Source organism: Sphingomonas sp. R86520 (assembly GCF_042466285.1).
Lineage (GTDB): Bacteria > Pseudomonadota > Alphaproteobacteria > Sphingomonadales > Sphingomonadaceae > Sphingomonas.
In genome coordinates, this window is sequence record NZ_JAXHBZ010000001.1 from 3,787,052 (window position 1) to 3,806,615 (window position 19,564).

Genomic DNA, 19,564 nt, shown 5'->3' on the forward strand with positions numbered 1-19,564 from the left:
AATGACCATGAAAAAGCACAGTTACATCGCAATCGCTCTCGCCGCTCTCCTGACCGCCTGCGGTTCGGGATCGTCATCAAGTTCGGAAACGAAGCCGGCCGCTACAGACGCGCCTCGCGAACTGCTGGAAGAGTTGAATAAGGCGTACAATGGAAACGCGATCCAGGCGAAGCGGACTTGGGGCGGTAAGCGACTGCTGCTCGGCGGATCGTTTTTCTCCGCCGGTGAGAACACGGACGGTACGATTTCGGTTCTGCTGACCACCCGTGCTCCCGGCAGTGTCGGGGAATTCCGGTTCGACAAGCGCCACGCCGATTTCACGGCTAAGCTAAACAAGAACGACGCGGTAACCGCGGAGTGCGTCGTCGATCCTAAGTACGACGGCAACTCGGGCGCCCAACTGATTGACTGCACGCCGGGCACCGTCACGCCGGCATGAGAGTGTCGGCACCCGCGCTGATCGCGACGCATCTCGGCGCCATCTCTGTCGGCTGGGCGGTCACCGACAAGACGCCGGTGGATGAGCAGGTCAAACATGACGGCTTCTTTCAGATCACTGCAACAAAGGTGCTCGCCACAACGGTCGCAAGCCTTCGCGAGGAGAACCGGCTGCTGGTTTTCTCATACAAGGGTGACGCGCGGGTCCGCACCGAGCGAACGAAGTGGTGGCTGTTCGGCGGGCGGCAGGAGTTGAGCGTGCCGGCGGTCGTCAATTACCAGATGAATCTGTCCGACCTCACGCTCGCGGACGTATCGTTCAATGAGACGGCGAAACTCGTCACGGTGCGCCTGCCGAAAGTTACGATCGGCGACATCGCGTTTCAACCGGAGAACGCCGCCACCATCAACGGTGGCCTTCTGACCTGGGACGACGACCAGGTCGAGGCGATGCGCAAGATGAACTACGTGTCCGCGCGTCGGGCGATGGTCGCGCAGGCTCAACAAGCCGGCCTCATCAACGCGGCCCGGCGGCGGGCGATCGAGAACGTCACGAACTACTTCGAAATACCGCTCCGCATCGCGGGGCAACCCGACGTGAAGGTGATCGCCACCTTCCGCTGAACCCGCCGGCATCCGCCGGCACCATAATCACAAACCATAGGCCGTCGGGGCGACCCGGCGGCCTTTCTGCATTTGGAGAAACGCAATGCTTTCAATCCGCAATTCCGCCGACATGGATCGCGCTCTCGTGTCGCTGCTCGACCCCGCACTTCGACGGCTGCTGACGCTTCGGCGTGATCAGTTGGCCGAGGACGGGCTCGGCCTGGACGAAATCGTGCACATCATCGTCGTGCGTCCCGACGACACACTCGCGGAGGTTGAGGCCGAAGCCGGGGTGGCGATCGCCACCAACCTCGTGGACGGCAGCCGGCTCGGCGATCCCGAGTTCGAACCGCTGTTCGAGTACGTCACCCGCAAAGACGGCTTTCTCGAAGCCGTGATGATCACTTCCGACAGTGGGTTCGGCTTGGTCCTGTTCGTGCCCGACACGCTCGACGTCGACCCCGCGATCAGCTTGCTGCTGCGCCGTCACGCCGCCGCCTAAACACCCCGCATTACCGACCGACCGCAAGCGTCCAGGCATCAGCCTCGGGCGCATTTTTTATGACTGAAGGGATTTTACATGCTGCATCTACACAACCAAGAAACGATGGCTCTCGCGCTGACCGGCGACCTCGATCCAAAACTTCACCGCTTGCTGACAGAACGCATAGCGGCGTTGGGAGAGGATCTGATCGACTGGACGGAATACCTCGTAGTTGAGCCCGGAGACACGGAGGCCGACACAATCCGTCACGTCGGTTTCACGCCGCTGGTCGAGCCCATCGACGGCAAGCGGTTCGGCGAGCCGGGCTTTCACGCGCACTGGGATTGGCTGACCGATCACGGCGGCTGGTTCGAGTTGAGCGTGAGTTTTGGCAGCACCTTCGCGTACGTGCTGTTCATCGAAGACGCTGATCAAGTGCCCACCGATCTCCTCAATCTTTGCCGACATTACAGCAAACCTTGAAGCCGATCTGCACGTCACCTATCTGCGCTCAGCAACTGGCTCAGCCGGTTGTATTCTAAGGCATCCGCCCAAGCCGTCGGTCCTCCGGGAACGGCGCGTATCAGTCGCCGACCGCGTGTGTCGGCATGAGCGCAGGATGTTTTTCCATGAGTGACGTTGAACAAGTTTTGTCTCGGGTGCCCGGCATCCGTGGGGTGCTTGATTGTGAGCCCGAAATTCGGCTCGATATGGCGGCGGCGAGCACGACAACGATCCTTGCCGTCATCTTCTGCCTAGTGGAGCGGTATCCGCACACGACCGGCTCCCTCCGAAGGGAGTTGTACGCCCGAGGCTGCACCGCATCCTTTGACAAGTTGAAGAGTCTGCTGCTTCTCTTCGAGGGCTTAAATCCAAGTAAGTTTCTGTGGGAGCGGATGCCGGACGGCGTCTTTCTGCCGCTGTATCTCAACGCGCCGCATTTCTCTGAAGATTGGTTCGAAGGCGACCTCGAACCCAGTGCGCCAGTCGAAACCAACACCTTCCGCTGAACCATAATTGCGCCATCGGCGCAACGTGTCCGGCGGCTCTCTAGTAGGGCTGCCGTTCACCGTTATTTGAAGCCTAACCGAGAGGACAAGGCAGTGAATACACCCAAACTCAAGGTGCCGAGTGCACCTAGTGCTAATCCCACGCGTCCGGTGGACATCGACTCACAAGACTTCCCCGATCAGCCGAACAGGGGCGAGGGCCCCCCGGCGACAATCGACAACGTGCGTTTCATGGTCGACCGGAACGGCATCACCGTTCGCTACAACGTCATCAAAAAGCGGACCGAGATCATCGTCCCGTGGCTCGTGGGAACGGCCGAAAACGCGGACAGCGTCGCAATGACGCACCTGCAGAGCCTGGCTCTTCGATACGGCATGCAGACCGGGCTCGTGCCCTCGATGGTCGACGCGATCAGCGACGAGAACGCGTACAATCCCGCCGCGTTGTGGATGACCAGCAAGCCCTGGGACGGGGTTGATCGCCTTCCCGCGTTCTGCGCCACGATCACAGCGAGGGAAGGCTATCCCGTGGAGCTGAAGGACCTGCTGATGACGAAGTGGATTCTCAGCGGTGCGGCGGCGGCGTTGATGCCGGACGGGTTCCGGTGCCGCGGTGTGCTCACTCTTCAGGGGCCTCAGGGCATCGGCAAAACCAGCTGGGGTCTCCGGCTGATCGACAACCCAATGCTGCGGGACTCGCTGATCAAGGTGGACCATCATCTCGACGCGGGCGACAAGGACAGCTTGCTCGGCGCCATCGATCACCTAATCGTCGAGATCGGGGAGTTGGACAGCTCGTTCAAACGCGACGTGGCCCGACTGAAGGGCTTCCTCACAGCAGACCGTGATAAGGTACGGCGGCCTTACGGTCGGGTCGCGGCCAACTATCAGCGGCGCACCATCTTTTACGCGACCGTCAACTCCAGCGACTTCCTCGTAGATCCCACCGGCAACTCCCGCTGGTGGACGATCGCCGTGGAGCACATAGACTTCAACCACGACATCGACATGCAACAGCTGTTCGCCCAGCTCGCCGAGGACCTGAAGGCCGGTAAGCAGTGGTGGTTGACGCCTGAGGAGGAGCGCATGCTGGACGAGCAGAACAGCCGGCACCTCAGCGTCAGTGTGGTTCGCGATCAGGTTCTCGCGGTCGTGGACCCAGACGTGTCGGACGTCAGCCAGTGCCGGCCGATGACGCCGACTGAGGTTCTGCAGGCGGCGGGGTTCGATCACCCCACCAATGCACAGGCGAAAGAGTGCGCCACCTTGCTCCGCGGCTGGTTCGGGGAACCGAGGCGCATCCAGGGTCGGGACCGGTGGCGCATCCCGCTGCGTGCCGAACCGGATTCACCATCAGCTCTAAAACCAGAGGGTTCGAAGTCGAAATTTGACTGATCTAGGTGGGGGGAGGGGGAGCAGTTCTAAAAACCCCTGGGACAGGTCGACCGGCCTCGGGGTGCCTCGGGAGTTTGCCGCGGTGCTGCCCCTCCCCCCACCAGCGCCCCGGCGTTCGCCAACCGCTTGGAATGATTTGCGTTGTCCCGGTTCCAACTCGGGGCTTCGTTCCCGGCCGGCTGAAGGTTTGTATCCGGTCTCATGCGTCTCGATCCGATGCCCGTGCGCAACCGCGTTCGGGGCGGTCTGATCACTCGGCTCGACCACGCCCACGCCCACGCCCACGCCCACGCCCACGCTTCACCAGAACACGATTTGCCTGAGCTCACGGTGCCGACCCCCCGCCCCGTGCCCTCAACCCCCACCCAGCGACCGCGCGCCCTCCGGGGCTCCGCGTGAACGCACTCAAACAAGGTATTTTTTATGGCTAAAGCTAAACTGTCCGCGGCCTTCGCGCTCACTGCTCAATGTGAACCTGGCCGTAAGAAGCAAGATTATTACGACGACGGAACGACATGTATCGGTTTGGTTCTCGAAGTTCGCTCATCCGGGGGCAAAACCTGGCATCTGCGATTTGAGAATGCGCAAGGTCGCCAGTGTCAGGTGAAGCTTGCGAAGCTTGAAGACGCGACGTTCGACCAAGTTCGCCGCAAGGCACGTCAGCTCCGTTCTGAGGTCACGCTCGGCGGTGACCCGGCGGCGGCGAAGGCCGCGATCAAAGCGATACCGCAGTACGCGGAGTTGGCGGCCCAACATCTCGCCGACGCCAAATTACATCAGCGCAGTTACGACACGACTGAAATGTACGTGCGGCGCCATATCTTACCCAAGTGGGGAAAGGTGCGTCTCACCGACATCGACGGCCGCGCGGTCGCTCATTGGCTTGCCGACAAGAGGGCGGAAGGGTTGGCGCCCGCCACCGTAATAAAGCTGAAAGCGATACTTGGCCGATCGTTCGAGCTTGGCGCCCGCTGGGGTGTGCCGGGATGTGAGCGGAACCCTGTCCGCGGTATTCAAAGCAAGCCGCTGAACAACGCGCGCGAGCGATATCTCACGTCCGCCGAAGCGACCCGCCTACTCGCTGCGGCGGAGTCGTCCCGTAACCCGCAACTCGCGGCCGTGGTCGGCTTACTGCTGCTGACCGGAATGCGGGTGTCGGAGCTGCTCTCGACCCGCTGGGAACACGTCGACGTCGAACGGCGCACACTGCACGTGCCGACCTCGAAGACCGGACGGTCTCGGCATGTGCCCCTGGCCAAGGCGGCGGTGGACATCATCGGGAATCTGCCGAAGGCTGAAGGGGCGGTGTTTCTGTTCCCCAGCCCGAAGGACCCGAAGAAGCACCTGACGACGATCAAGCATGGGTGGCAGACGGCCCGTGACATCGCGTCGCTGCCCGGCCTTCGAATCCATGATCTTAGACACAGCGCCGCCAGCTTCATGGCCAACTCAGGCGTCGATCTTTTCGCGATCGGCAAGGTATTGGGCCACGCCAGTTACCAAAGCTCACAGCGATACAGTCATCTGGCGAACGACACACTGCTCGCCGCGGTCGAGGCGGGCGCCGCCAAGCAAACCCAATCAGTCTAACAATTTTTCCTCACCCGCTCGCTGACTTTGGTCGGTGCGCGGGTGAGGGTCCTTTCGAAGCTTTTTTTTTTTGCCGGCCGATGTGGACAAAGTTGGCCGAGGCAAAGACGCGCGTTAGGGTTGCGAGCAACAGGCGGGCCGTCATGCTGACGTACTGACAGACGCCGAACACGCTACCTTAAATCCAGGACTGATCAGCATGACAACAGATAAAAATAGTAAGGCGGGTGATCGGGTAATAGCGGAGGTCTCTGTCGCTGACTGGGACTTAAGATGGGAACACGTACCCAACGGTTTTAGAGAGCTGCAGTCTTCACTTGGGCATGTGCCCGGCATCTTCGCCGCAAAACAGGGCGCCCGTGTGATGTATATTGGGGCGGCTGCTCAAAAATATGCTGGGCTAAGAGCTGGGTTGGCGCGGGGGCGTTTGAGACCTCAAACGGGTAACTCGTCCCACGGAATGAAAAAGGTAAGAGAAGCCGGCGATAGCGTAGAAGCCTACGTCATTAGGATGATGCCTCCAATGACGCCGAAAGAAATTGTACATTTGAAGTGGTTAATGATTGATTATCACAAGCCGCCTATGAATGCCCCGAGAGATATCGTCACCGCTGCTCGGAAGGCCAGTTACGCGAACAGATCGTAACGGCAGCTACGACGATACGGTCCCCACAGCATGATCAAACCATCGTCCTCATAGCCGCCTGTAAAGGCGAGGGCGTGGATTGGCATAGGCGGCGGTGGGATGTGCATGCGCACGTCGTGGCGGCCGCGATGGGGCTGACCCGTGGCTCGTGCGTGACTTCGGACGGGTGCGAGCCGTGCTCACAGAAAACTCGATCTGCGTGTTCCAGAAGCACAAAAGCGCGGTTCGGCGACGTTACCCCGCGCCGCCGTCTACTCGCGTTCCTGGCTCAGCCAAACGGCCACCCGGTTTGCGACCTAAAAGCACGCGATCGGTCCGTTTGAGGATTGCCTAGCCTTGCTGCCGACTTTGCTTGATCCGGTCGGCGACGGCGGCGGAGCGCTTCGCCATCTCTTCAGCGGTGGTACGCACCACGGTTGCCGCGACTTCCAACGACGATCCCGCCGCTTTTGTCGCGTCCACGACTGCGGCACCCGCCGCCGTGGCTCCTTTCTCTATTGTGTCTCGCACGCCAATGGCCATCGACCGTGCTCGACGAGAGGTCTCTCGCGAGATCACAGCGCGTTCTGACTTGAAGACCGCGTCTATCGCCGCCAACGCCCGCTCCTCTCGCGGATTGATGACGCCGTCGGCTTCGATCACTTCCCTCAGAAACTGCATCAACTCGTCTTGCCTGGCTCGCGGGTTGCAGTCGAGGCTAGCTCGCTGGAATTCCGCCAAAGCTTTGGCTAGCCCGGTCACTCGTCCGGCGTCCGTCTGACTCTCGATCAGCCGCAAACCCGCCGCCACGTAAGCTCGATCAAATCCCCAGTCTTGGACGAAGTGCTCGGTGATCGTCTCGCGTTCGGCGTCGTGGATAAAACCGTCGGCACGCGCCACCTGCATAGCCAGTGGAGCCGTCAGGTCGAAGAGTCCTGCTCCGAGCAAGTCGATCGGCGTGTTGATGAAGTCGGGATGGTGTCGACGAAGCGGTCGGGGCCGCTCGCGAGCCATCGCGTGACGCCGTAGTAGCCACCGCCCGCAACCAAGCCGGCGACAACCACCCATCCGATCGGTGTGACGGCGGCGGCGGGAGCGGCCAGACCAAGCCATCCCATTACGCCTGTGGAAGCCGCGGGCGCGAAGAACGAACTCGCGACCCATGCCGATTTGGCGACGCCGACGCCCGTCCAACCTGCGCCGCCGGTCTCCCAAAGGGAGTTCAGCGTGTTGCGTGTGCGAAGGAGCTTGTAGGCGTCTTCACCAATACGCAGCTTGCGCTTGAGACGGAGAGGGTCCGCGATCACCTGCTCGAAGTCTGTTTACACGCGTTCAGCCTTTGATCGGCGCTTCGAACGACCGCGCCAACTTCTCGACCCGCGTGCGAAGGCCACCGTCCGCGACGTCAGCCATCGCACCCACCCCGAGGCCGAACGCGACGAGCAGCGGGCCGATTATCGGTCCCAGCAGGGCGCCCAGGATCGCCGCAGAGCCAATCAGCCACCACATCGTGAAGCCGACGACCACGCCCAGCGTGATGTGAGGAAAAAGCTTCGCGGTCTCAAACACGAATGACATGATGCGGCACCCGACTTCCACAATGGCGTTCCCGACCTTCATGGTGAGAGCGGCCAGCTGAGTCATCAGCAGTTTGACGTCCGCGGATACGGCGAGGCGATCGAGTTTGTCCGCAATCTCCCGGCGCGTGGCCAGCTTTAGCATCAGCACGTCATTCATTGGGTTCACCTCTTGCGCCGAACTCGTCGCCTTTATCTTAGGCGCTTGCATCCGCCGATATAATTGCTGCGGGATATGGCCAAACTCGCGCTGCGAAGCGCGATAGCGCATCTGCCCGGCGTCCTATGGCATCTTCATCCCATACCGCTTCTCCCGCGATTGCAACATTCGTTTTAAGGAGCGAGTCGTTCAGCCTTACTCGCTTGGCGTCAAAGGCGCCGTTGCTCACTTGCGAGTTCGCCGGGGGAGTAAGCAGGGTGAGGTTTGACAAAGTATGTATCGAAGCTTCGCGCTTCTTGATCTCTAAGCGCACCGCATCTTCCGCTATCATGCTGTCGTCGGCGGGTGCCGAGATACCGCTTCGAAGCGGCCAGTGCGCTCGCCAACTCTGCGGCATGATGTGTTCGATAGAAAGACCATCCTGTAGATTGCCGTTGATGTTGAACTTGTCTCGTGCAGCAAACTCCAGTTCCTCAAGGATCAAGCGAAGCCTGTTCTGTGGTATCCATCCATACTGAGGGCGCTCATGGATTGCTGCTGTGAGCTCTACGTTATTTGGAAAGCGTACGGTATCACTTGCCGACTTGCCCGCGAAATAGGCTGAGAACGCCGCTTCGTCGATTCCATTTGCCTTTAAATATGCCGCGACTTCGACAAACACGTTATTGTAGTTTTTGGGCGTGAGATAGCAGAGGGCGCGGCGAACAACATAGCTAGCAATCAGATCATAGAGGCGGGCCTTTTCATCCTCCGCTGCGTCTGACGCGGATATGGTGAGCACCAAAGGGAAGGCGGTCGAGACGTCGAAGGTGTTCAAGCGGCGTCCCAGCCTCGCCAACGAGCTATCTCCGGTCGGCTCCGCCAAAGTTGCGTAAGTGGACGTGTATCTGGTCAGCGCCCTTAGCTCGCTAGCCATGTCACTGAAGCCGATACGGGTCACAAACGACTTATATTCAGCAAAGAGTTCGCCGAGTGCTACTGCTTTTCCTTGCTCTGCCGCTAAAGCGTGCGCGAGGAAAAAGTCAATGCGAGGCTTCTTTATGCGGCCTTGTGTCGCTTCCTGCTTCCAAAAATGTGTCTCAAAGACCGACCAGTAATTATCGAGGAGAAGCTGTTGGCTCTCACCGCGCCTACTTGCCCGGTGAAACACATCATTTCGTACGAGATCCATCGCAGCCAGAGGTTTGCCGCCGCTGTTTAATGTCTCGAAGATGACCTGCGCGTCGTCATCGGCAGATAGGGTGATCACAATTAGGCGGAAGTGTTCGAAGAGGACGGTCGACAGCGCAAGAAGCCGTTGCGAGATGGTTACACCGTCATCTGGCTTGGCGCGGTCGAGATTAGCGTCTTCCGTAATGTAAGCTTCCGCGGACCACCAAAAGAAGTCGTAGGCACATAACGCTGCCGGTGCCGCTGGGTGAATGTTGCCGTTTTTATAGAAGGCATCTGGATAGCGCACCTTGAGTTCCGGGCGGTCGAGATCAATGAGGTCGCGAAAGAGAGCGCGATCATACGTAGTCGGCTCGAGTTTGTACCGCTCAATGGCAGGCTCCTTCATTGGCGTGTTGCTGCTATGCACGACCAAGTCGGAGAGCTGCGCCGAGATACCTTGCTCGCCGTAATGTGCCGCCAGATTTCGCAGCGCCGCGAAGCACAGGTGGAAAGTAGTGAGGCGCTGCTGTCCGTCGACCACGTTGAACGCTTGAATCCGTCCGAAGACTGGGTCGGCGTCGGGGATGAGCAACAAAGCGCCCATGTAGTGGGAGAAGGCGACCTTCCCGGTCTTTAGCAACTCGTCGGACTTGCCCACAATCTGCTCGAGCAAGGGCTCCAGTTCGCGCTTAGTCCAAGCGTAGGTGCGTTGGTAAATGGGAACAACGAAACGCTGGCGTTCGCTAAGAATTTTTCCAACAGATAGCGGTTTGGCGTCCAACGTTATTTCTCCCCGTGCGGCAGCACTACCCCAAGAATGAGGCGCTGAAGATGAACCTCTAGCGTGTGACCGGGTCTGTTCAACTCACTGCATGGATTGCGTCGAGGGCAGCGGTCAAATTCGCGCTCATCGAACCGGCAGGATTGGTTAAACCTCGCTGCGCGCATTCGGTCGGATCCGTGCAAACGGCTTTGGCTGCTAAACCGGTCGGCTGTGTAAGCCGCACCGATGCCCATGCCAGTAACGTGGCCATATGAGTACGGTTCGGGTGGCAACCAGCGCACAGGACAGATCTCCGACGCGCGGCGACATACACCACGCGGCCGTACGGTGACCGCCAGCGCCCCCAGCCGAACGGCACGTTATCACTGGACCCGTCACGAGCGCGTGCCCTTGTTTCGACGTGCCCGTCCGATGCCCAACTAGCGAGACCAGGGCAGCCTTCGCCTGCTCAGCTGTGGCGGCGGGACAGGGTTGGTTGGAACGGCAGGTGCCATCGGTTTCACGCGCCGCGACGCCGGCGAGTCGGATTCGAGGTCCTTCCGCACACCAGACTGGCCCATCCCCGTCCCATACACGGGTAGGCGTGCAACGGAAGGTCGTACCCGCCGGAACTACGATGGTTGCAAGCATTAGAATGAATGGCAAGGGGTGTGATCTCCGATCGCAGGGTTAGCGGCGTAGGCAGGCTGCTGATCAAGGCGACCCGCTAGACCCGGATGAGTGTCATCGACGCAGCTTCAGATAGAAGATCTGTCCCGCTGCATCACGAGCGTTGACCAGGCGCGTGGTCTCGCGAAGCACAATGGTGTAGCGGCAGTTCGGATGCTTGGTCAGGACACGCTGGAAGACGCGGGGGAAGTCGCGCAGGCTAAGCGATCTTACCGACTCGAATCCTAGGCCGATATCGGCCAGCAGTGCGTTCAACTGCGGCGTCGGTGCATCGAAGACGATGCTGCTGCCCGTTCCGGTGGCTGTCGCGAGTGGGACGGCTCGGCGGGAGCCGTCAACGGTATCGTCTATGCACGCGGGTAGACCGCTTCCTCGTTCGAGCTTTGCCAGGCGCTGCATCGCGTTCGACACTCCGGACGCGCCGCCGGCCTCCTTGATCGCCTCGGCCGCGCGACGCACTTGCGCCTCGTTCGCTTCGTTCCCCAGCGTGGCGTTGAAGCCCTTCAGCCGCACCGGGGCGAGCTTGCTAAGCTCGTCGACCAGTTCCGTTAGGTTCGACACGCCGGCAGTCTCTACCGCCCGGGCAACCGCCGCGGGATCGTAGCGGCGGCGGTCACGCTGAAGCACCGTCTGGTAGACGACGAAGATGAAGAGCCCGAAGAAGATGACCTGAATGAGGAAATCTACCAAGGTCAGCAGGAAGATGCTGTCAGAGCGCTGCTGAGACATCGTTCGGCCCGAGGGTTTCGACGCGTTCCATCATGCTGGTTTTGACGTGCAACTGAGCCTCGTCGATGGTTTCCGCAAAGCGATGGATCGCTGCCTCAATCGTCTTTCCGCCAGTTCCGATCGCTGTTCCAAGGGCATCGGATGCCTTTCCTAGGACGTTGTCGAGGCTGCCGGTGGTAACCTGCAATGCAGCGAGCCGCGCCTGGATGTCCCGAAGTCCGCCGGCCCCTGCTTCGGCAGCATCCCGAAGACCAGCCAATCGAGAAGTCGTCTCGGTGAGGCCATCTCCAGATGCTGTCACTGCGTTGAGCGCGTCGCCCAGAATTTCCAGCTTTGCGGCGGTCAGCGTCGCCTTACGCCCGATTGCGTCCATTGCTTGACGCCCTGCGGCCCCAGCTTCGCCAAAGGATGTCACGGCGGTCGTTGCCCCTGCGGCCGCCGCAACGAATTCACGGGCTCTCTCACCGCCCCCTCGCATGGCTTGGTCGAATCGAGCGATGGCACCGTCCTCCTGCCCCAGCGGTTCCAGCCGTCCACCGGCGGCAGAGGCGGCCTGGTTGACCCGTTCAAGGCTGCCCGCGAATTCACTGACGCTGCCGGCGCCTGCCGAAGAAGACGTGCGAAGCCGATCCAGGCTCTGGCTCAGTTCCGTCACCGTCTCCACCATCGCAGAGACGCTGTTGCGTAGCGCTTGCCGCTCCGAGCCGAAGGTCACGTCGTTTACCAAGCCACGGAGATCTGAGAGCGCCACCTGCGCCTGTTCTGTCATCGTTGCGATGCCATCCGAGAAGGCCTTGATGGCAGCGTCTATGGACGTTCGCGATCGCGCTTCCGCATCAAGCGCGAACTGCTCTGAGCGATGCACGAGGGCGGTAGCGAAGGCCTCGAAGGAGGACGAGGCCAGTTCAACGTTACCGAGAAGTTCGCGTGACTGTGCGATCTGCCGGCTCATGATGATCCGTAGTTCATCCTCGTCGAGGATCCTGGTCGAAGCCGTCAGGTGGACTCGGGCCCAGACGGCATAGCCGGTGGCGAGCAGGCCGAGACCGAATTGGAATGCGACGGGGGCGAAGTCGTCGCTCATACCGTGCAGGGAAAGATCTAGCGCCGTCGCGCCAAGCGCGCCGATCGTGATCAGGAACCCGTAGTAATAGACGCTGTCGATTGCCGGCTGGGGCAGCCCCTCGACCGCTCGCGGCCGCAGGAACATGGTATGGTACCAGATCAGCGGAACGAGCGCGCCGAGGAAACTCGTCGCGGGAGGTAGGATTGGGAACGCCACGCCGACGGCAAGCGCCACTGCCGACAACAGCATGCACCGGGTAAGGACGATGGAATAGTTGAAGTCGGTCACTGAACCCTCGCGCCGCCCGGCAGCATTTTGGTCATTAAACTAGCCTCGGCGCCTTCATTGTCACCAAAGAACCAGGCCCAAAACCTGTCGCGACATTTGACAACGTCGTGGCCTAAGCCTTCACGCGGGATCATATTCAGTTCGACCGCCGTGTTGCGGAAGGTGGGCCGCTCGATCGCACCCGCCCGATGCGCTCGGAATTCCTCGATCGCCGTCTTCGCGGATGTGCACCGGTAAAGTGAGGCATTATCACTGTTCTGGAGCATGTCGGAGAAGACGATCAGCCGATTTGCTGGTGCGGCGAGGTATCTGCTCGCGGAGAGGTCGGTGACCGCCTCGGAGATGGGCGAGCTGTCCGATTTCGCAGATTTACCAGTTAACGCTGCGTCGAGAGGCTTGGTAAACTGCTCGGCGAACTGTCGCTGTATCTTACGGCGGTTCTCGTAGATGTCGTTGCCATCTCGCTGCGGAACGCAAACACTGAACACCGGTTTCAAGTTGGTGCGTGACGCGCCTGAGATTTCAAACAAGGAGACAAGCTCTCCCTGTTCGGCACGTTCTGTCACGAACTGCTTAGTTCGAGAAACGATCTCCTCCAACGTCTGCGACGGTGTGTCGTCGCTCCGATCGATTACGATCGCGGTGGAACGTGCGATGGTGGCCGGACAACTCCGGTCGTCGAGCTTCGGTTTGTTCGACAATTTGTAGCTGAAGGCGAATATTACGAGAAGTACCGCCACCACCCCGGCAATGATGAAAAACCCCTGCTGATCCTTCTTCGAGAAAGATGTCATCACGCGGTGGCCGGAAGGACCTGAATGTCCCTCTGCACGGCAGTCTGCGCGTCACGGTCAACGCTTTCCAGGAACTCGTCGTAGGTCGTCTTCAGAACATCTGCCATTTGCATTTGAAGTTGGTTCAGTTTTCCGTTGAGATCATCACGGTGCTGTCGCTGAAGCGTCTCCAAGAGATCGAGTACGGTCTGCATCTCCTGTTCGACAGGTGCCGCAGCCTGAATGCTGACCTTTTCGGCAACGTTCGGCTTTTCGGTGAAGTATTCAGGAGGTGCGGTGCCGCGTATGGCAAGATTCGCCTGACGGTATGAGTCTAGCACGAGATGGTAATCGCGCTCCACTGCGGCTGCGTTGGCTTCGAGTGTCCGCTTCGCATGTCCTAGTGCACTCGTGCGATGCGACAGCATCGTGATCATGGTGCCGGTCGCCCCGGATAAACCCTGGACGTGGTTGCGGTGGGTGACGAGGAAATCCTTCAACTTCTGTTTCACCATATCCTGCCGCTTCGTCTCCGCCTCACGTGCCTGCTTCAGCTTTCGGTCGCGCATGCTGTGGCCCGGATATGGATCGTCCGATGTGTAGCCTTTCCAGAAAGCGATGATACTGAGGATGAGCCCGGTCATGAAAAGCAGGAAGCTGGACAGGTCGCCGAAGTGGAAGCGCGCGACGAAAAAGCCGCCGGCCTCCGCCCATGCCGTTTGGAAAGCGTCGCGTAGCTGCCCGCCATCACCAGCGTCGGCGGTGGCTTCGAACGCCGACCGAAAGGCGGCAAAGAGGGCATTGCAGAAAAGGGTGAGCGGGAGGAAGATCGCTAAGGCAGCCCAGCCGAAGTATTTCTGAGACGGTTCGGTAAGGTTTTTCCGGCGGAACAGCGTTCCCAGGCCCGCTGACGAGCCCATATTGACGACGGCGACGGCCAAAGCGACAAAGAAGCCGCCCAGCAGTCCGCTGTCGTTGCGATAGAAGAAAGCATTAGCGATGGTTTCGACCAACGAAAGCGCAATGATGATTGCCCAGTGGAGGATCTTGCTTTCCGGGTAATCGGCCAAGTCGGTAATGCCGTTCGTCGCACGAAAGCCACGCCATGCGACCTCAGCACGGATTCTACCGGCTGTGGCGTCAACCAACGCGGTCCGATCGCTTGCTAGCTCGGCACCGACACGTGTCATGATGGTATTGTCGCCGAGCGCCTGGGCGATGTCGGAGCGTAGTTCGACGACGCGACTAGTTGCGTCCAGCGTAGAGCGGTCGGCATCAGCGACGACTGCGTCAAAGGCCGACTGCTCACGGCTGACGAACCCGTCGGCCTGCGATTTCAGTGCCACCTCATGCGTGTCGGGGTGGGTTGCAGTTGTAGGCGGACGATGCTTCGTTGCCTCCTTGCGTCCCAGATCGCGATATTCTTCGAGACGGCCAGCCAGCTGTCCCGCGTAAGCACTGCTTGCGGACATGGCCCCCCGCTTCATTGTTAGATTATCTAGTCGCCTGTCTATGGGGCTAGGCCGACCTGAACAAGCCATTTTCCGAGGCTGCCTTTTTCATGAGCACGTCGAAACTCAGGCTAATCAACTGTTTGGAGATTGCATGCGTAGTGAGGCTGACGGTCACCGTAGTGTATTCCTTTCAGGCATGCCGTACTCGTTCACCGATGCCTGCTGGGCGGCTAGTTTGCGGCTAGGCTAGTCAGCGCTCGATCGCTCTTCCATGGTTTGTTGACGTCCCAAGGTACAGCCGGGTTTTTCCCGGATAGGGCAAGCTCTCACCACGTGTAGGATACCGCCCGGTAGTTAATATCTGTTGCCGGCGAGTTACGAGAGGTGAGCGTTTGACAAGATCAACGACCTGCGAGCTTTGGGCAAACGGCAGGTGGCAAACGATCGAGATTGAAGCAGCGGTTGGAATGCCAAGGAGCCGTCGGATGCGCTGCGTCGAGTGCGGCGGCGGTGTTCGAGCGCATCGAGCTGGTGCCACGGGACAGGGCGCCCACTTTGAACATCACGAGCGGCACCGGGGTTGTTCCCGCGGGGACTGTTTTGACGGCGACGCTCGACAGCATCATCGCCCGTTGAAATAGCTTCTCGGCTGCTAGTATCGGCTTTGCTTTAGCGCTGAAACTCCGGTTGGTACGCAATCTGCGCAACGGCCTTGGTCGCGTCGCCGCGTTTAAGGTACCGACCAAGCAACGTTCCCTTCCCGGCTTCGAGGCCCTCCGACCGGTACAGTTCAACCCGTTTGTCGGTCGTGGTTGTAAGCCGGAAGAGTCGCCCGTTCACTCGACAGAAAACGTCCTTTGTCCCTTGCTGAGGCGTCCACTTGCAGTCGGCGCCAGATAGAAGCCGTTGTTCGGCCGCGGCGGCTTCTGCCTCCCTGAGCTGCCGAAAATGCGCGTCCTGTTCCTGCCTAAGTCGCTCTTCCTCTTTCTCGATGTGATCCCGCAACACGCCAACGATGGCGGGCACCTCGGTCCCCAGCACCTTCTCAGCTTCGTAAACAGCGAGGCAGCCTTCCCGTAGTTCATCGCGCGGGTACTCACTGTAACGTTCATCCGCGAAGGCCTTCAGGCGCTGCTCCACGTCGCTGAACGATAGCTTCGGCCCTTCCATGCGGTTCAGGTGGTCCTGTAGGTCGTTGATCGGAATCCAGCAGGCGGTGGCGGACTCGACAAGTTGCTCGCGAGGACCGGTCCACTTCGTCCAGGGCGAGTTGCCCCTATCGAGTTTCTTGACGATATCCTGAGCCAGCTTGATCAGCATGTAGGTGTCTTTGATGTGCCGCAGAGATGGGCTCTTCACGTAATCGAACAGCAACCGCTTGACGGTATCGACGCGGTCATCATCAAGCATATTATCCCTCCAGAATAATCAGTCCAACAGGGCAATGGCGACGGGGCAAGCACTCTTCAGTTGATAGTGGAGCGTCATGTACGCCGTCTGGATATTTAATCTCAAGGTTGACCGCGCCGACCTCGAACATTCTGATAGCTGGCAGGCAGGCAGATGGCTGACGCCGCTGGCTCAGGTTTTGCCACTGGCCATGTGCGGGCCCTGTTCGTCGAAAACTTGATTTGCCTGTTCCAGGAGCGCGAGATGGCAAGTTCAGTGACGTTACCCCGCGCTGCGATCCACTGGTCTTTCTGGCCTGTAAAATCGGCATGAGGGTAAGGCTTCGTATAGGCCACCCCATCACGATCACCCGCGACCGGGCGAGAGAATACCGTTACCCGTGCTAGGCAACCATCGGATTGCTTAGCGCATCAGTGGTTAGTTCGGCTAGCATCAGCCACAGCGTTCAGTCAGTCAGCCAACACCTCCCATCGTCGAAGCTGATCCCGCTGACCCGGCGGCGTCTTCTCCATACCGGATGCTACGATCTTGCAAGCGCCCATCTGCCCGTGGTCGGACATCAGCACGAAAGCCTGTTCCCATGCATGATGCGTCAAGCGGACAGCCAATCGGATTCGGCGTCGTCGACCGCTGCGAACATGTCGCCCTCCGCCTGCATGGTGGTCAGATGCTTGCGCACGGCTTCGGGGTCCGCATTGCGGGGAAAACGGTGGTCCGCAACGGCGCCGATCGCGAGCTGACCGACGAGGTCGCTTCTGTCCTTCTGGGTCACCAACCATTGCCCGAACGCCGGTTTTCGTTCCTGCCGCTCATCATCGTGATCGATCATTCTCGCGTTCCTCAAATCGTTGTCCCGCCAATCGCATCAGATTGATGTTCTTGCAATGTTCTTGCGAATCAGTCCGGTTCGCGCCTAGCTATGGGCATGCCGTTCGCGGCGACTCGACACTGATGGAGCAACGAAATGCAGCACGATCTGCAGCTGAGAGCGGCTGCGCGCGCCATTTACAACAACGTCTACCCGCCTGTGGATTCAGCGCCGTTCAGCTTCGACGAAGCCGAGCGGTTCGGAACCGTGGAGTATCGGCAGGCCGTCGGTGCGGCACAGGATGCCCGGTCGGTTCTGGCCGCTCAGCACGAGCAATTCCTCTTCGCCGCCATCCTCTAGGCCATGTTTTCAAGGAACTCAGACCACCAAGTCGTCGTCCCGCTGCCGCGTCGTGACGATGCCCTGAGGCTTCACGACGTCCCGTTCGAGCTGGTGCCGTGCGAGGTGCCTTTCTTCCTCGTCCATACGCCCGCAGGGTTCCCATCGCCCGCGCAGGACGACATGCAGGAGCCGATCGACTTGAGCGCGTGGCTCATCGAACACCCCGCCGCCAGCTACGTCATGCGCGTCGAGGGACGGTCGATGGCGGGTGCCGGAATCATCGACGGCGATCTGATCGTCGTGAACCGAGCTAAGAAGCCGAAGGCCGGCGCGATCGTCGTGGCACTGGTGCATGGCGACCGGACCCTGAAGCGTCTGCGATACGTCAACGGACGTCACTGGCTTGTCCCCGAGGCCGAGGGGTTCGCGGACATCCTAGTCGACGAGCACGTCGAAATCTGGGGAACGGTCGTCGGCGTTGCGCGCAAGATGGCATGAGCGCGCCCGTCGCCCTGATCGACTGCAACAACTACTACGTCTCCTGCGAGCGTGCCTTTGACGCCAGCCTGGTCGGCGTGCCGGTCATTGTGCTGTCGAACAACGATGGGTGCGCCATTGCGCGATCGGCCGAGGCGAAAGCGCTGGGCATCAAAATGGGCGATCCGATCCACCACCTGCGCGACAAGGTGCGGCAACACGGCATCCAGGTTCGGTCGTCGAACTATGCGCTTTACGGTGACATGCAGCGCCGGGTGATCGCCGCCTGCGAGTCCTTCGCCCGTGACTTCGAGATTTACTCGATCGATGAGACATTCCTGGACTTGGCGGGATTTGAGGGCCGGGATCTCGTTGCCCACGCGAACGCGATGCGTGCTCAGGTCCAGCAGTGGACGACAATCCCCACTTGCGTCGGCATCGCTGAGACCAAGACACTGGCAAAGTTGGCGAACGCGGCGGCCAAGAAGAATCCGATGTTTGGCGGGGTGGCTGATCTTCGCGACGACGACGTACGACGCGACGTGATGCACGCCTTCGCGGTCGGTGACGTGTGGGGAATTGGCGGTGCGACCGCTCGCAAGTTAACCGACCTGGGGATCCATACCGCTGGGGCGTTGCGTGATATGCCGATGAAGCAAGCGCGTGCTGTCGGGACGGTCGTCCTTGAGCGGCTGGTGGCGGAGCTTCGCGGTGTGCCGTCAAATGCGGTTGAGGCTGTCGAGCCGCGGCGGAAGGGGATGGCTGTAACCCGGTCGTTCGGAACGCCGATCTGCGACTTCGAGCGGATGATGGGCGCGCTTTCACAATACGCGTTGCGGGCCGGGGAGAAGCTAAGATCGCACGGTCTCGTCGCCGCACGGCTGACCACGTTCTTCCACACGAATAAGCATAAACCCGACCGACCTCAGTACGGCGCATCGCGTGTGGTGACGCTGCACCCGATGACGAACGACAGCCTCGAACTGATCGCGGCGGCCAGGCGAGGCGCGGAGAAGGCATGGCGTGACGGTTACGCCTACACAAAGGCCGGCATCATGCTCGACGATCTGCTTCCCGAAGATGAGCGGCCGCGTACGCTATTCGAAGAGGATACGGCGAAACGCGATCGGCTGATGGGGGCGCTCGACGCGATCAACGGCAAGTTCGGCACTTGGACCGCTATTACGGCATCGCAAGGGTTCAAGCGCGAGTGGAAGATGCGGTCTGAGATGCGGTCGCCGGCTTGGACGACCGAAATCTCGCAGGTACCGACGGTTCAAGCGTAAAGGTAATTTCGCGTATCTTTGCCTGCGATACCGGTCGCTAACGGCAGGCGTCGCCGCTGATGTCCGCCAAGCATTCCTGCATCAGCGCCTGCCCATGCTTGGTGAGCTGAACGAAAACCCGTCGTCTATCAACGTTGTCTGCAAGGCGTTCGACGAAACCTTGCTCAACGAGCCGGGCAAGGTGCCGAAGCGCAGTCGCCGGAGGCACGCGGGCGGCGATGCACGCGCTGCTGACTGAGATGCGCTTTCGGGGTTCTGACGAAGCGCAAAGATCAAGCAAGATGTCCCACGCCGGATCTCCGAATGTATCGGCTTGAGCTCCGAAGACCCGATCCCTTACGCGGCGTTGGCGATAGATACGGGCCGCAACAACCGGATGAGGCAAACAGGACAAGCTGTGCTCAAACGTTGCTGCTGCGATCAGCGTCATTGCGGCTTCGG

21 protein-coding genes are annotated in these 19,564 nt (G+C 60.2%); 11 read left to right on the plus strand and 10 right to left on the minus strand.

All coding sequences use genetic code 11. The features are described 5' to 3' along the window. Position 1 precedes the first annotated feature (1 nt). From SJY41_RS17490 to SJY41_RS17525, 8 genes are all read left to right on the plus strand, one after another. A complete protein-coding gene (locus SJY41_RS17490; RefSeq protein ID WP_380783484.1) occupies positions 2-439 on the plus strand; it encodes a hypothetical protein in 438 nt (145 codons plus the stop codon). After that, entirely contained in the window at positions 436-1,062 is a 627-nt protein-coding gene (locus tag SJY41_RS17495; RefSeq protein ID WP_380783485.1) for a DUF4230 domain-containing protein, read from the plus strand. Before SJY41_RS17490 ends, SJY41_RS17495 begins: the two co-directional genes overlap by 4 nt. Before the next feature lie 127 nt (positions 1,063-1,189). After that, entirely contained in the window at positions 1,190-1,546 is a 357-nt protein-coding gene (locus SJY41_RS17500) for a hypothetical protein (protein ID WP_380783486.1), read from the plus strand. 78 nt (positions 1,547-1,624) lie between these two features. After that, entirely contained in the window at positions 1,625-2,011 is a 387-nt protein-coding gene (locus SJY41_RS17505; RefSeq protein ID WP_380783487.1) for a hypothetical protein, read from the plus strand. 146 nt (positions 2,012-2,157) lie between these two features. Continuing rightward, positions 2,158-2,538 (plus strand): hypothetical protein, encoded by a 381-nt coding sequence (locus tag SJY41_RS17510; RefSeq protein WP_380783488.1) that lies wholly within the window; start codon positions 2,158-2,160, stop codon positions 2,536-2,538. Positions 2,539-2,769: 231 nt separating this feature from the next. Next, positions 2,770-3,933 (plus strand): VapE domain-containing protein, encoded by a 1,164-nt coding sequence (locus tag SJY41_RS17515; protein ID WP_380783489.1) that lies wholly within the window; start codon positions 2,770-2,772, stop codon positions 3,931-3,933. 423 nt (positions 3,934-4,356) lie between these two features. Then, complete coding sequence (locus tag SJY41_RS17520; protein ID WP_380783490.1) at positions 4,357-5,523, plus strand: tyrosine-type recombinase/integrase; 1,167 nt, start codon at positions 4,357-4,359, stop codon at positions 5,521-5,523. Positions 5,524-5,722: 199 nt separating this feature from the next. Beyond that, positions 5,723-6,169, plus strand: coding sequence for a hypothetical protein (locus SJY41_RS17525; RefSeq protein WP_380783491.1), 447 nt, complete (start codon positions 5,723-5,725; stop codon positions 6,167-6,169). Positions 6,170-6,499: 330 nt separating this feature from the next. Here SJY41_RS17525 and SJY41_RS17530 read toward each other — a convergent pair whose 3' ends face one another. From SJY41_RS17530 to SJY41_RS17570, 9 genes are all read right to left on the minus strand, one after another. Continuing rightward, positions 6,500-7,162: a TerB family tellurite resistance protein gene (locus SJY41_RS17530; protein ID WP_380783492.1), complete on the minus strand. Its 663-nt coding sequence runs from the start codon at positions 7,160-7,162 to the stop codon at positions 6,500-6,502. A 318-nt stretch (positions 7,163-7,480) separates the two neighbouring features. Then, positions 7,481-7,885, minus strand: a complete 405-nt coding sequence (locus tag SJY41_RS17535; protein WP_380783493.1) for a hypothetical protein — start codon at positions 7,883-7,885, stop codon at positions 7,481-7,483. A 37-nt stretch (positions 7,886-7,922) separates the two neighbouring features. Next, positions 7,923-9,818, minus strand: a complete 1,896-nt coding sequence (locus tag SJY41_RS17540) for a DUF262 domain-containing protein (RefSeq protein WP_380783494.1) — start codon at positions 9,816-9,818, stop codon at positions 7,923-7,925. Positions 9,819-10,544: 726 nt separating this feature from the next. Further along, positions 10,545-11,219, minus strand: coding sequence for a hypothetical protein (locus tag SJY41_RS17545; protein ID WP_380783495.1), 675 nt, complete (start codon positions 11,217-11,219; stop codon positions 10,545-10,547). After that, complete coding sequence (locus SJY41_RS17550) at positions 11,200-12,573, minus strand: hypothetical protein (RefSeq protein WP_380783496.1); 1,374 nt, start codon at positions 12,571-12,573, stop codon at positions 11,200-11,202. Before SJY41_RS17550 ends, SJY41_RS17545 begins: the two co-directional genes overlap by 20 nt. Continuing rightward, a complete protein-coding gene (locus tag SJY41_RS17555) occupies positions 12,570-13,367 on the minus strand; it encodes a hypothetical protein (protein ID WP_380783497.1) in 798 nt (265 codons plus the stop codon). Before SJY41_RS17555 ends, SJY41_RS17550 begins: the two co-directional genes overlap by 4 nt. Continuing rightward, entirely contained in the window at positions 13,367-14,818 is a 1,452-nt protein-coding gene (locus tag SJY41_RS17560) for a hypothetical protein (RefSeq protein WP_380783498.1), read from the minus strand. Before SJY41_RS17560 ends, SJY41_RS17555 begins: the two co-directional genes overlap by 1 nt. A 651-nt stretch (positions 14,819-15,469) precedes the next feature. Then, positions 15,470-16,210, minus strand: a complete 741-nt coding sequence (locus SJY41_RS17565; protein ID WP_380783499.1) for a hypothetical protein — start codon at positions 16,208-16,210, stop codon at positions 15,470-15,472. Positions 16,211-16,802: 592 nt separating this feature from the next. Next, positions 16,803-17,039 carry a YozE family protein gene (locus tag SJY41_RS17570; RefSeq protein WP_380783500.1) on the minus strand — a complete coding sequence of 79 codons (237 nt, stop codon included), beginning with the start codon at positions 17,037-17,039 and terminating at the stop codon, positions 16,803-16,805. Positions 17,040-17,174: 135 nt separating this feature from the next. Here SJY41_RS17570 and SJY41_RS17575 point away from each other — a divergent pair, with 135 nt between their 5' ends. From SJY41_RS17575 to SJY41_RS17585, 3 genes are all read left to right on the plus strand, one after another. Beyond that, positions 17,175-17,378, plus strand: coding sequence for a hypothetical protein (locus SJY41_RS17575; protein WP_380783501.1), 204 nt, complete (start codon positions 17,175-17,177; stop codon positions 17,376-17,378). 105 nt (positions 17,379-17,483) lie between these two features. After that, on the plus strand, positions 17,484-17,858 hold the full coding sequence (locus tag SJY41_RS17580; protein WP_380783502.1) for a LexA family protein: 375 nt from the start codon (positions 17,484-17,486) through the stop codon (positions 17,856-17,858). Next, on the plus strand, positions 17,855-19,123 hold the full coding sequence (locus tag SJY41_RS17585) for a Y-family DNA polymerase (protein ID WP_380783503.1): 1,269 nt from the start codon (positions 17,855-17,857) through the stop codon (positions 19,121-19,123). The genes SJY41_RS17580 and SJY41_RS17585 overlap by 4 nt, the downstream gene beginning before the upstream one ends. A 37-nt stretch (positions 19,124-19,160) precedes the next feature. Here SJY41_RS17585 and SJY41_RS17590 read toward each other — a convergent pair whose 3' ends face one another. After that, positions 19,161-19,553 carry a hypothetical protein gene (locus tag SJY41_RS17590; RefSeq protein WP_380783504.1) on the minus strand — a complete coding sequence of 131 codons (393 nt, stop codon included), beginning with the start codon at positions 19,551-19,553 and terminating at the stop codon, positions 19,161-19,163. Between the last annotated feature and the right edge of the window lie 11 nt (positions 19,554-19,564).